Consider the following 13330-nt stretch of genomic DNA (forward strand, 5'->3'; position numbering starts at 1 on the left):
TTACCACTCGTTTATTCTATTTGCATCAAGCTTTATAAAAATAAAAAGCAGTATGGTAAATGCAAATAAACTCGACCCACCGTACGAGAAAAAGGGTAGCGGTACACCAATAGTTGGGAAAAGGTTAATAAGCATAGCTATGTTTACAAAAAAGTGCATAAACAATATGGCTGCCACACAGTAACCGTAGGTTCGGCTAAAGCTCGATTTTTGGCGTTCGGCAATAAATAAAATTCGTAACAATAGCGTTACAAATAACACAATAATAAGTATAGCACCCAAAAAGCCCCATTCTTCGCCTACTGTAGTAAAAATATAATCGGTATGTTGTTCGGGTACAAATTTCCCTTTGGTTTGCGTGCCTTCTAGGTAGCCCTTACCCGTCCATCCGCCAGAGCCAATTGCAATTAACGATTGGTTAAGGTTATAGCCTTCTGCCTTATTATCTACCTCCTTACCAAATAATACGTTTATTCGGTCTTTCTGGTGCGACTCTAGTACGTTTTCATATACAAAATCTACCGAATAGGTAAACGCGGCTATTGCTGCAAATAGGGTTATATACAGTACAGGATTCTTTCTGGTACGCTTTTTCATGAAAAAGTGTAATGCCATTATTACCAGTACACCTGCTAGTATAAATTGCCATTTTGTGAGTAGTGCTCCTACAAATAGCACAATAGCTATAAATCCTGTCCATAAATACCAACTGGGCAAGCCCTCGCGGTATATGGCTATAATGAGTATCATAAAAATCATGGCACTTCCTGCATCAGGCTGCATTAATATTAATGCTACAGGGAAAAGTATAATACCAAAAGTAACCAGTTGGTGGTTAAAATTTTTGAGGTCTATTTGTATATCGCTCAGGTATTTTGCTACCATTAACGATGTGGTTATTTTAGCAAATTCCGAGGGTTGCAAGCCAAAACCACCAAACGAATACCAGTTGGTTTGCCCTTTTATGGTTTTACCGAATATAAAGAGCCCAGCAAGTAGTAGTATGGAAAATAAGTAGAAGATAAATGCATACTTTTCGTAAAACTTGGCATCTAACGTTAGTACCACTATAATTATAGGAATACTTATAATAATAAAAAATAGCTGTTTACCGTATATCTGGTTTAAATCCAGTAAAGATGTAGTTACTTCGGGTAACGATGCAGAGTATATAGTTATCCACCCCAGTCCTACTAATAGTATATATAGTAGTACCGTAAGCCAATCTATATTATCGCTTACCCCCTGATTTTTCATTTATTTATTAATTGTAAAAGGTTTTCCGCTTGTTACTTTAGCATATTCTTCTTTAAGTCCTTTAGTAAGCATTCTCACTTCAAGGTCTTTTCGGGTTATTTTTCCTTTTAAGTATTTTTCTATCATTAATGTAGCTATAGGTCCTGCCCATCGTGAGCCCCAATAACCATTTTCTACAAAAACGGCAATAGCAATTTTAGGGTCGTCTTTTGGCGCAAATGCTACAAATATAGAGTGGTCGGTAAGTTGTGTTTTTACACCATTTATTTTGGTAAAGTTTTCGGCAGTACCTGTTTTACCACAAATTTTAATATCTTTTACTTGTAGCAAACTTGCCGTACCTATGTTGTACACATCGTACATGCCCTCTATAATAGGGTCAAAATAATGTTTATCTATGGTAGTTTGGTGTTTTTTTGTAAACTTCTCATCTATTTCACCATCTTTAATTTCCTTAATAATATGAGGGGTATAGTAGTAGCCTTTATTTGCTATTGTTGCCATCATATTGGCCAATTGTATAGGTGTCATTAATATTTCGCCCTGCCCAATAGCGTTTGATATAATAGTCGAACTTCTCCAACCTCCGTTCGGGTAGTAGCGTTTGTAGTAATTTGCATCGGGTATAAGTCCTCTTCTTCCTGGCGGAAGGTCATACCCTAAAAAGTTGCCTAACCCAAAACTTTTCAAGTGCTTGCTCCATGCTTCTACGCCCAATTCGGGTTTGGTATATTTATCTATAGTAAGCCTAAACGTATTGGCAAAATAGGTATTACACGATTTGTATATCCCTGCGTGCAGCTTATTGCTCCCCGAGTCGTGGCATTTCATAAAAGCACCGCGCCCGTAGCTAAACCCATGCCGGCATGTAAAAGCAGTATTTTCGTCAATCACTTCTTCTTGCAAACCAATAAGCCCTGTTAATATTTTAAATGGCGAGCCTGGAGGGTATTCTGCCAATAAACCCCTATCGTATAGCGGTATGCCTAGTGTATCTTTTTCCAGTTTTTTGTAGTTGTTAGAGCGTTCTCTACCTACGAGTAACGAAGGGCTATAGGTTGGTGCGGTAACTAATGCCAGTATTTCTCCCGATTTGGGTTCTATAGCTACAATACCACCACGCTTTTCAAACATTAGTGCTTCGCCATATTGCTGTAGCTTACTATCTAACGTTAAGGTAATATCTTTACCTTGTATAGCGATAGTATCATAAATACCTCCTTTAAACGGACCTATTTCACGATTAAAACGGTCTTTTTGGATGTATTTTACGCCTTTTATGCCGCGCAGTTCTTTCTCGTATACTTGCTCTACTCCTTGGCGCCCAATCAAATCACCACTTTTGTAATAGGGCTGTTTTTTTATTGTCGCTTCACCTACCTGTCCAATATATCCAAAAACATTAGCCCCTGCATCAATCTGGTAATCTCTTAAGGAACGCTTTACAATATCGAACCCTTTAAACCGACGTATTTTTTCCTGAAAAGCAGCAAATTCTTTTTTGTTTAGCTGTGCTAAAAATACAGAGGGTAGGCGTGGGCTATATACCCTCGCCTTATTCACTTTATCAATATAATACTCTTTGGTAACGTTGAGTAATCGGCACACTTGTAGTGTATCTATATTATCACTCAACTCTTTAGGTGTAACCATAATATCATACGATGGTTGGTTGGCTACCATTAGGTTACCGTTTCTGTCGTATATATACCCTCTTTCAGGATATTCGTATTTAACTTTTATAGCATTATTTTCTGATTGTTTGATATACGAATCATCAATAATTTGCAAGTAGTATAATTTTGCCGATATGAGTAAAGCACCAACAATAATAAGTGCGGGTAATAATATCTTTCTCATCGTTTTGCAGGTTTAGTTAAATAAATAATGGTAATACATAGTATTAATGTAAACGCTGCGGATAGTACCGACCGTAATAAAATATCGAGTACTAGGCTGAACCTAAATATTTCTAAAATATATAAAATTAAATGATGTAGTATAACAGATATAAGTATAAACGAAAAACGCTCTGATGATAGTTTGTCGTTTATTCGGATGGTTTGGTACTCGTAACTTATTCCAAAGGAGAATTTAAATATGGTAGGGCGCATATAGGCAAGCGTAACACTTGCTGCGGCATGTACCCCGCCAGAATTGAGAAACATATCGATACCAAGTCCTAACAAAAAACTTGAAAACACGAGTAAAGCCCTGCTACCGTTTACGGGGTATAATAGTATAAAAAGTATATAGGGGTAGGGGTTAACAAACCCAAAAAGGTTAATACGGTTAAATACAATTACTTGTAAAATAAGTAAAACAATAAAGCGGACACTATTTGTTACTACATCCCTATTCATTTCCCGTTTCTGCTTCCAGTTGTATTATCTCATTCCTATCTTCATTCCCAATTACGTACACATGCCCCAAGTTAGTCATGTCGTTAAACAGCCTTACATTAAGGGTATAGTAGTTGGTGCGGTTGTCAGTAAAAATTTGCTCTACCGTGCCTACAGGTATATTTTCTGGGAATATATCCGACCGACCTCCTGTTACAATAGTATCGCCTTTGGCTACAGCGGCTAGTTTTGGTACATCTATAAGTTGGGTGTAACCTGCATTTTTAGCATCCCAAACTAAAAAACCGTAATGCCCACTCTTTTTAATTTTAGCAGCCAGTTTAAATTTTAAGTTAAGTACGCTTATAGCAGTAGCATAGTTAGGCGATACATTTTCTATAATGCCTACTACCCCAAAATTACTAACTACACCCATATCGGGCTTTACACCATCGTTTGTACCGCTATTAAGGGTAATGTAGTTTTTGTGTTTGCTGTACGAATTGCCTATTACTTTAGAGGGAATAACATCAAAATTACCAATGGCAGTGGGTAATGCTGCTATTGGTGTGCTTGTACTATCAGGCGTATTAAATAATAATTTTTTTAATCGCGCATTTTCATTAGCCAGTTTTTCGTTTTCCTTCCGTAAGTCCAAATACTTTTCTGCGTTGTACACTTGCTGAAAGGTGTAACCACTAATAGCGTTTGCCGATGAAATGGTCATGCTTTTATGATACGAGTGTGATTGTATCGTAAGGGTTAACGATATGCCCAAAAGCAGCAAAAACAGTAGTAGAATACTGTTTTTAAATATAAAATTTACTATTTGCTGCATTGATTAGTTCTTTATTTTATGAGTATACTTTTAAATTTTTGTATGTTTTTAAGTGCCATTCCTGTTCCTCTTACTACTGCCCTAAGCGGATCTTCGGCAATGTAAACAGGTAAATCTGTCTTTTGCGATATTCGTTTATCCAAGCCTCTTAACATCGATCCTCCACCAGCAAGGTAAATACCTGTGTTATAAATATCGGCTGCTAGCTCGGGTGGGGTTTGCGATAATGTTTCCATAACAGCATCCTCTATACGTTGTATCGATTTATCTAATGCCTTTGCAATTTCACGATACGATACGTCTACCTGCTTTGGTTTACCTGTAAGTAAGTCGCGCCCTTGTACCGACATATCTTCGGGTGGTGTTTCTAAATCTTCCAGAGCAGCACCTATTTGTATTTTTATTTTCTCGGCAGTACTCTCACCAACAAAAAGGTTGTGCTGCGTACGCATGTAGTATACAATATCGTTGGTAAATACATCACCAGCAATTTTTACCGATTTATCGCATACAATACCGCCTAGTGCTATAACAGCAATTTCGGTAGTACCACCACCTATATCTACAATCATGTTACCTTTAGGTTGCATAATATCTACGCCAATACCTATTGCTGCTGCCATAGGCTCGTGGATGAGGTATACCTCTTTACCATTTACGCGCTCTGCCGATTCTTTTACGGCACGCATCTCCACTTCTGTAATACCCGATGGTATACAAATTACCATACGGAGTGCAGGTTTAAAAAGCTTCTTTTTTAATGCAGGGATACTTTTAATAAAAAGACTTATCATTTTTTCCGATGCATCAAAATCGGCAATTACCCCATCTTTAAGTGGGCGAATGGTTTTTATGTTTTCATGCGTTTTACCCTGCATCATGTTGGCTTCTTTACCAACAGCAATGATTTTGCCCGATATTCGATCGCGCGCTACTATCGACGGACTGTCGATAACAACTTTATCATTATGAATAATTAGGGTATTTGCGGTACCAAGGTCAATGGCGATGTCCTCAGTCATGAAATCAAAAAATCCCATAGGTATATTATGAATTTAAGGTTCTGCGTTTTGTAAATGTTTAGACTTACAAAAGTAGTAAAATTAATGTTTAAAATGGCGTGTTCCTGTAAATACCATTGCAACATTATTTTGGTTACAATAGTCAATACTCAATTCGTCTTTTATAGAGCCTCCAGGCTGAATAACAGCGGTAATTCCTGCATTTTTAGCCAGTTCTACACAATCGGGGAATGGGAAGAATGCATCGCTTGCCATTACGGCTCCATTAAGGTCAAAATGAAACGAATTTGCTTTATCTACAGCCTGCCTTAATGCATCTACGCGAGACGTTTGCCCTGTGCCTGATGCAAAAAGTTGTTTGTTTTTAGCAAACACAATGGTGTTAGATTTTGTGTGCTTGCATATTTTAGATGCAAAAATAAGGTCGTCAACCTCCTGCGCTGTAGGGGCAGTTGTAGTAACCGTTTTTAAATGTTCCTTACCATCGGTAATGTTATCTTTATCCTGTACTAAAAGTCCGTTAAGGCAAGTACGTACCTGTTTGGTAGGTAGTGCAATATCGTTTTGTACCAGTAGTATTCTGTTTTTCTTTTGTTGCAGTATCGCTATAGCATCATCATCAAACGCTGGTGCAATAACTACTTCGCAGAAGAGCTTGTTTACTTCCTCAGCAGTAGCAGCATCTATTGTAGTGTTGGCTATTAGTACACCCCCAAATGCCGATGTAGGGTCGCCCGCTAAAGCATCAACATACGCCTCTTTTATAGTAGCTCTGGTAGCCAAGCCACAAGCGTTATTGTGTTTTAGTATGGCAAAAGTAGGCGCATCATTTTTAAATTCTTGCATTAGGTTAACTGCAGCATCCACATCGAGCAGGTTGTTGTACGATAATTCTTTACCGTGTAGTTTGTTAAACATTTCGTCGAACTGACCAAAAAAGAAACCTTTTTGGTGTGGATTTTCGCCATAGCGTAATACCTTACCATCGGCAACGCTTTCTTTGTAAAATGTATCGTCGGTATTAAAATAATTGAATATGGCTGTATCGTAATGCGATGATACGTGGAATGCTTTTGCAGCAAACAATTTACGTTCTTCTATACTAGTTGCACCATTATTTTTAGTAATAGTATCTAGGAATAGGCTATACTCGTTTACTGACGCGACAATAACGGTATCTTTAAAGTTTTTGGCTGCGGCACGAATTAACGAGATACCACCAATATCTATTTTTTCTATAATATCAGCTTCTGGTGCTCCCGAAGCTACTGTTTTCTCAAACGGATATAAATCTACAATAACAACATCTATCTGCGGAATATCGTATTCTTGCATCTGCTGTACATCCTGCTCGTTATCCTGTCGGTTAAGAATACCTCCAAAAACTTTAGGATGTAATGTTTTTACACGCCCGCCAAGTATTGATGGGTACGATGTTACATCTTCTACCGGAACAACAGGGATACCTAAATTTTTAATAAAAGCCTCTGTACCACCTGTAGAATAAATGGTTACCGATTGTTCGTGCAGTTTGCGTACTATGGGCTCTAAACCTTCTTTGTTAAATACCGATATAAGTGCCGATGAAATTGTTTTTTGCATGCTCATTTTGTGTAGTTGTGTTTAAAGTGCAAAAGTAGTTAATGCAGGGGTAACATTCAAGGTGATAGCCTGCAATATTTTTAACCTTTTTTGTTTTATTATTTGATGTTTTAGGTTTTTGCGAAAAAAATATAGAATTTTACACAAGACAAACCAACTGCCATGCTGTTATACCTGCGCTTACTTAGAGAAAGTCTTGCATTTGCCATGAATGCATTAATAAACAATAAACTCCGAACATTTTTATCATTGTTGGGGGTTACCATTGGTATCTTCTCTATTATTGCCGTGCTTGCAGCAGTAGACTCGTTGGATAAAAAAATTAAATCGGATTTAAGTAAGGTAGACGAAAATACTATGTACCTAAAGCGTTTTTCGTTTGCACCTTCAGAAATTCCACGTTGGAAGCGACAGCAATTTCCAGACGTTACTTACGATGAATACCAATACTTAAAGGATGCTGTACCATCGGCAGAGTATATGGCATATCAAATATTTACTAAGAGTGAGATGGTTAAGTACGAAGCCAACTCGGTAAGCAATGTTAATATGGTTCCTGTGTCGCATGAGTTTGAAGACATACAGAGCCTTGATATTGCATCGGGGCGTTTTTATAACGAATCGGAAGCCAACTCGGGTAAAGCAGTAGCCGTAATTGGGCATGAAATAGCCAAGAATTTGTTTGGCGACCAAGACCCCGTTGAAAAGAAAATTAGAATTTATGGGCAGCGTTTTACTGTAATTGGGGTGTTAAAAAAGCAGGGTGAAAGTACTTTTGGGCCTAGTAACGATATTACGATTATTATACCTGTCAATTTTTTACGCCGTATGTATGGTGATAACAATAATTTTATGACGCCCGTAATTGTTATTAAGCCAATGCCTGGTGCCGACCCTGAGGGAGTTAAAGCCGATATAACCCAAAAACTACGCTCGTACAGAGGGATAAAGGCAGGCGATATTAATAATTTTATGATAGACATCCTATCGGGTTTTACCGACCTTATTGATGGTATTATAGGGCAGATGAATGTTATTGGTTGGATTATTAGTGGTTTCTCGTTACTGGTAGGAGGTTTTGGTATTGCTAACATTATGTTTGTATCGGTTAAAGAGCGTACCAACCTTATAGGGATACAAAAAGCCTTAGGCGCTAAAAATAAATTTATACTCTTTCAGTTTTTATTCGAAGCCGTTATACTATCTGTAATAGGTGGAGCAGTAGGAATGCTTATGGTGTGGGGTATTGCCAAAGTGCTTACCAATGCCCTCGATTTTGAGTTTATACTGAGCTTAGGCAATGTAATTATTGGTACAGGGTTGGCTACATTTATTGGGTTGGTTTCGGGTATACTACCTGCTATTGCAGCCTCTAAACTTGACCCTGTTGAGGCGATTAGGAGTGGCATGTAATATTTTTATACAGATTATGATGTATCTGTGTTTGTCTTTTTACAAGCTGTATTACTCTTAATAGCAAGAATTTTCATTGAATTTAATTTACCAAAAACTCTTTTGTGGTCATTTATAGGGCTTTTTTTATCACATTTAGCCTTTTTGGTAATTCTATAAAAAAACCAAACCCCAATGTTCAGCATTGGGGTTTGGTTCTTAAAATCTTGTTATTCCTACCGTATAGGTTGATTTTGTATCAAATCAATATACTGGTTAATTTTATCTTTCAGATTCTTACGGTGTGTTATAAAGTCTAGAAAACCATGTTCTAATAGAAATTCTGCGGTCTGGAAACCTTCGGGTAACTCTTTACCCGTAGTATCTTTTACAACACGGGGTCCTGCAAAGCCAATTAGCGCACCAGGCTCTGAGATATTAATATCGCCCAACATGGCATACGATGCCGTTGTACCCCCCGTAGTAGGGTCGGTACACAATGATATGTAAGGCAAGCCTGCCTCGGCAAGTTGTGCTAATTTTGCCGATGTTTTTGCCATTTGCATTAGGGACATTGCTGCTTCCATCATTCGGGCACCACCCGATTTTGAAATCATTACAAAAGGTAGTTTGTTTTTAATAGCATGGTCAATACCACGTGCTATTTTTTCGCCCACTACCGATCCCATAGATCCACCAATAAAAGCAAAGTCCATACAGCATACCACAAGGTCTTTCCCCTTAGATTTCCCTACAGCTGTACGCACCGCATCTTTTAGCTTGGTTTTGTCCATAGCATCCTTTAAACGATCGTTGTATTTTTTAGTATCAACAAACTTTAAAGGATCTTTGGATGTAATGTTGGCATCAAGCTCTTCAAACTCATTATCGTCAAAAAGTATAGCAAAATATTCCTTGCTACCTATTCGAACGTGATACCCATCTTCTGGACTAACGTAAAAGTTTTTCTCCAGCTCTTCGGCATCAATAATTTTGCCCGTAGGCGATTTGTACCATAATCCTTTTGGTACATCCTTTTTATCTTCGGTTGGTGTCTGTATTCCTTTTTCCGTTCTCTTAAACCAAGCCATATATATTCAATTTAATTAATAGCTGTTGGTTAGTAACGGGCAAAGCCTTAAAAACCAACAGCTTCAACTTTATAGTGTATTAACGTTGTTTAGGTCTTCAAAAGCCTGCTCAAGTCTTTTGTTAAAAGTAAGTTCGCCTTCGCGTACCCATTTTCTTGGGTCGTAGTGTTTTTTGTTCGGTACATCGTCACCCTCAGGGTTACCAATTTGCGATTTTAAATATTCTGCTTTTGCCCCCATATAATCGCGTACCCCTTCGGTATAAGCATACTGTAGGTCGGTATCAATATTCATTTTAATAACACCATAACCAATAGCTTCTCTTATTTCCTCTAGTGTGGAACCTGAACCTCCGTGGAAAACAAAATCTACAGGGTTAGCCTCTGTATTAAATTTCTTTTGCACGTACTCTTGCGAGTTTTTGAGAATTTTTGGTGTAAGTTTTACATTACCAGGTTTGTACACCCCGTGTACGTTACCAAAAGCAGCAGCAACCGTAAAACGGTTAGATACTTTACTTAGTTCTTCGTACGCATAAGCTACCTCGTCGGGTTGTGTGTATAGTTTAGAGCTATCAACATCTGTATTATCAACACCATCTTCCTCACCACCCGTAATACCAAGCTCAATCTCTAGGGTCATTCCCATTTTGCTCATTCGGGTAAGGTATGTTTTACATATCTCAATATTCTCCTCGATAGGCTCTTCCGATAAATCAATCATGTGTGAGCTGAATAATGGTTTTCCGTGTGCAGCAAAATGTGCTTCGCTAGCATCTAATAAACCATCTATCCAAGGGAGTAATTTTTTAGCACAGTGATCTGTGTGTAGTATAACTGTTGCTCCGTAAGCCTCGGCAAGCGTGTGTATGTGTTTTGCTCCTGCAATTGAACCAAGTATAGCCGACTGCTGCCCATCGTTAGATAATCCTTTTCCTGCGTTAAATGACCCTCCACCGTTAGAAAACTGTATAATAACGGGTGCATTTAATTTTGCAGCAGTTTCCATAACACTATTAATGGTACTAGAGCCTGTAACGTTTACTGCAGGTAATGCAAAGCCTTTTTGTTTGGCATAATCGAAAATTTCCTGAACCTGATCGCCGGTAGCTACACCGGGTTTAATATTATGAGCCATTATTTGTTGATTTTAGAGTTTGATGTACAAAAATAGTATTTTTAAGTTTAGAAAGGATAATTAATTCCGACATTGTAAACAGCGTTTGCCAGATTATATTCTTTAAACCACCTGTCATTCACAGGTCTGCCTGGGTCGTAGGTTTTAAAACCAAGATCCAATCGTATTACAAAAAAATTAAAATCGTAACGAATTCCAAAACCAGAACCCAATGCTAAATCCTGAAGCGAACTTAAGCCATTAAAAGTATAATCGGGGTCATCTTGGTCATCAAAAACATTCCAAATATTACCTACATCGCCAAACACAGCACCTTTTAGTTGCCCCAGTATATCAAACCGCAGTTCGGCACTGTATGCCATTTTTAAGTTGGCTTCATTAAAGTCGTTTAATCCGCCACTTCTACCAGGTCCGAGGCTGTACGATTGCCATGCACGATTGTCGTTACTACCACCTGCAAAGTAACTTCGAATAAAGGGGATTGATTTGGAGTTGCCATACGGTACAGCAAGCCCAAAAAAGGCACGCATTGCAAGTACTTTTCCCTGTTTTAAATCAAAATGCTTAATAAAATCTACTTCCCCCTTTACATATTGCGAGTATTCTACATCCAGTATGGTTTTATTACCGCTTGCACTTCTGTTGCCGCTATCGGTTAACGACGATAGTAGTGCAAGTGCATTACCAGCCGTTTCTATTTTGGTTTTAAAAATGAAGAAACCATTATCAGTAAGGTTTTCCCTAGATGTGGTAGTGTATGTAAAGTTGGACGAAGCTATTAGGTTATTTTCTGTAAGCCTGTTTTTCCGCTCTTCAATACTTCGTACGTCCTGTTTGTCGTTTGCCGAAACGGTAATGGCATCGCTCGTTACATCGTCAATAAAACCATCAGTACCACTTTCTATTATTAATTGTTTATCGTTATTGGGATTATCGTCTGGTACAAAATAATCAGGGTTTATAGAGCCTACATACGAATTGGCAATATCGTTTAATCTATCGTAAGAGGTATTGTATACATTAAAATAATTTTGTGGGTTTACATTACGTACGTACTGTATATTAAAAAAATCCAAACGTGCTGTAACATTTTCTTTTGGTGTCCAGTTGTAATTTAAAACACCCGAGAAACTCTCCTTATCCAAACCAATATTTTGCTGCCTGCTTATACCAAAAGTCATGAGTGTAGACGGAATCATACTTTTGGGTATAATTATATCGGTATTAAAAGGGAAAAATAATCTGGGGAAGCTAAGTTTCGCATCGGCACCATACTCTAAAATATTAAAAAAGCTTTGGTCGGCAATATCAGGGTCGCTGGAAGAACCTATGTTACCCCTAACGGTAAGATCCAGAATTTCTGCCCCGCGAAATAAATTTCGTATGGAAATACCCGTACTACCCTCAATACCTACATCCTGAATATTGGAGTGTGTGAGGTCTATCGAGGCAATAAACTTAAACCGTTCTCTTGGTGTAAGGTAAATATTTGTTATTAGCGAGCCTTCGTTTGTATTCGTACTATCTATAATATACTCTATAGTAGGATAATCAAAAACCCTTAAATTGTTCAGGTAACGCGATGTTAGTATTCGTGTAGAATCAGAATAGATACTACCAGGCATTATAAAAACAGGGTTGGTAAGTGCCTGCGACCTATAGTTAATTTTACCTGTGCTAAAAATATTAAAACCTTTGTGCGATGTACTGTCTATAGCTTGGCTTTCATCGGCAGGGTTTTTGGTGTAAATATTTACCTCTTTTATTTTATAGAGTTTAAACGGGCGGGTGTAGGTAGTATCCTCCTCGCGTATGGTTTGGTCATCAATAATTAAATCTACATTAGCTTTATAACCTGTATTTACCGTATCTACTACGTAGGATATATTATTCTGCTGAAAAGTATAAGCACCTCTGTTTCTAAAAAAAGTAGTAATGCGTTCGCGTTCCTCAGTAAAATCACTTTCGTTGTATTGTTTGTTGCTTTTTAGTACCGATTTTTTTGTTGTAGTTTGGTATAAACTATCCAGTACAGGTGTTGCTATATAGGGTGTTATAGAATCTACCACGTAGGGTTTGCCTGTAGTAACGTTATAATTTACCTTTGCTTTTTTATTTCCTAACGTATCAATACTGAATCCAATTTTGGTGCGGAAAAAACCTTGCTTGTAATAGTGTGCCATAAGCCTGTTGGCAGATTTTCGTACTCGTGCAGGATCTACAATTACGGGTGGTTCACCTACTTTTTTAAGGAACTTACTATATCCTGATACTATAAAGGAATTCCCTAAACGTTGCACTTGCTTATCAGATAGTAATTTTTGTAACGATTCGCGTCGTCCAGGCTTACGATCTAACCATGCCTGATACGAAGAATCGGCATTTGGCTTTGCTAAGTTATATAGGTGTAACCTTAAATGATACCCAAGTATACTGCTATTAGGCTGCTGATAAAGTTGCGCTTTAAGTTCATCGGTGTTTTTAGACTCTCCATTTACTACAATATCATTTTTCTCTAAGAGATGCTTTCCATCGGGAACTCGCTTTATAAGAGAGCACGAATAGAAAAGGAAACCTGATAATATAAATAGTGCTATTTTTGTTGTTTTATTTCTCAAGACGGTAATACCAAATAATAATTCAAAAATA

At 37.8% G+C, this 13330-nt stretch carries 10 protein-coding genes; 1 reads left to right on the forward strand and 9 read right to left on the reverse strand.

Going from position 1 to position 13330, the window contains the following annotated elements; all coding sequences use genetic code 11:
• From rodA to purH, 6 genes are all read right to left on the reverse strand, one after another.
• A complete protein-coding gene (gene rodA / locus K1I41_RS05920) occupies positions 1–1257 on the reverse strand; it encodes a rod shape-determining protein RodA (protein WP_220641759.1) in 1257 nt (418 codons plus the stop codon).
• Entirely contained in the window at positions 1258–3117 is a 1860-nt protein-coding gene (gene mrdA, locus K1I41_RS05925; RefSeq protein ID WP_220641760.1) for a penicillin-binding protein 2, read from the reverse strand.
• Positions 3114–3620, reverse strand: a complete 507-nt coding sequence (locus K1I41_RS05930; RefSeq protein WP_220641761.1) for a rod shape-determining protein MreD — start codon at positions 3618–3620, stop codon at positions 3114–3116. The genes mrdA and K1I41_RS05930 overlap by 4 nt, the downstream gene beginning before the upstream one ends.
• Positions 3613–4437, reverse strand: a complete 825-nt coding sequence (mreC, locus tag K1I41_RS05935; protein WP_220641762.1) for a rod shape-determining protein MreC — start codon at positions 4435–4437, stop codon at positions 3613–3615. Before mreC ends, K1I41_RS05930 begins: the two co-directional genes overlap by 8 nt.
• An 11-nt stretch (positions 4438–4448) precedes the next feature.
• On the reverse strand, positions 4449–5477 hold the full coding sequence (locus K1I41_RS05940) for a rod shape-determining protein (protein ID WP_220641763.1): 1029 nt from the start codon (positions 5475–5477) through the stop codon (positions 4449–4451).
• Positions 5478–5540: 63 nt separating this feature from the next.
• Positions 5541–7067, reverse strand: coding sequence for a bifunctional phosphoribosylaminoimidazolecarboxamide formyltransferase/IMP cyclohydrolase (gene purH / locus K1I41_RS05945; protein ID WP_220641764.1), 1527 nt, complete (start codon positions 7065–7067; stop codon positions 5541–5543).
• 156 nt (positions 7068–7223) lie between these two features.
• On the opposite strand from purH, the gene K1I41_RS05950 reads away from it, so the two are divergent.
• Positions 7224–8474, forward strand: a complete 1251-nt coding sequence (locus K1I41_RS05950; protein ID WP_220641765.1) for an ABC transporter permease — start codon at positions 7224–7226, stop codon at positions 8472–8474.
• Positions 8475–8689: 215 nt separating this feature from the next.
• On the opposite strand, the gene accD is transcribed toward K1I41_RS05950, so the two are convergent.
• The 3 genes from accD to tamL form a co-directional block, all read right to left on the reverse strand.
• Complete coding sequence (gene accD, locus K1I41_RS05955) at positions 8690–9544, reverse strand: acetyl-CoA carboxylase, carboxyltransferase subunit beta (RefSeq protein WP_220641766.1); 855 nt, start codon at positions 9542–9544, stop codon at positions 8690–8692.
• A gap of 69 nt (positions 9545–9613) precedes the next feature.
• Positions 9614–10681: a class II fructose-bisphosphate aldolase gene (fbaA, locus tag K1I41_RS05960; protein WP_220641767.1), complete on the reverse strand. Its 1068-nt coding sequence runs from the start codon at positions 10679–10681 to the stop codon at positions 9614–9616.
• 47 nt (positions 10682–10728) lie between these two features.
• A complete protein-coding gene (gene tamL, locus K1I41_RS05965) occupies positions 10729–13299 on the reverse strand; it encodes a translocation and assembly module lipoprotein TamL (protein WP_220641768.1) in 2571 nt (856 codons plus the stop codon).
• Positions 13300–13330: the final 31 nt, after the last annotated feature.

It is taken from the genome of Flavobacterium litorale (genome assembly GCF_019613795.1).
GTDB lineage: Bacteria > Bacteroidota > Bacteroidia > Flavobacteriales > Flavobacteriaceae > Flavobacterium > Flavobacterium litorale.

Coding starts and splice junctions, on each gene's coding strand:
- accD (WP_220641766.1), bottom strand. CDS start 9,544: ATGGCTTGGTTTAAGAGAACGGAAAAAGGAATACAGACACCAACCGAA.
- mreC (WP_220641762.1), bottom strand. CDS start 4,437: ATGCAGCAAATAGTAAATTTTATATTTAAAAACAGTATTCTACTACTG.
- purH (WP_220641764.1), bottom strand. CDS start 7,067: ATGAGCATGCAAAAAACAATTTCATCGGCACTTATATCGGTATTTAAC.
- rodA (WP_220641759.1), bottom strand. CDS start 1,257: ATGAAAAATCAGGGGGTAAGCGATAATATAGATTGGCTTACGGTACTA.
- fbaA (WP_220641767.1), bottom strand. CDS start 10,681: ATGGCTCATAATATTAAACCCGGTGTAGCTACCGGCGATCAGGTTCAG.
- K1I41_RS05940 (WP_220641763.1), bottom strand. CDS start 5,477: ATGGGATTTTTTGATTTCATGACTGAGGACATCGCCATTGACCTTGGT.
- K1I41_RS05930 (WP_220641761.1), bottom strand. CDS start 3,620: ATGAATAGGGATGTAGTAACAAATAGTGTCCGCTTTATTGTTTTACTT.
- K1I41_RS05950 (WP_220641765.1), top strand. CDS start 7,224: ATGCTGTTATACCTGCGCTTACTTAGAGAAAGTCTTGCATTTGCCATG.
- mrdA (WP_220641760.1), bottom strand. CDS start 3,117: ATGAGAAAGATATTATTACCCGCACTTATTATTGTTGGTGCTTTACTC.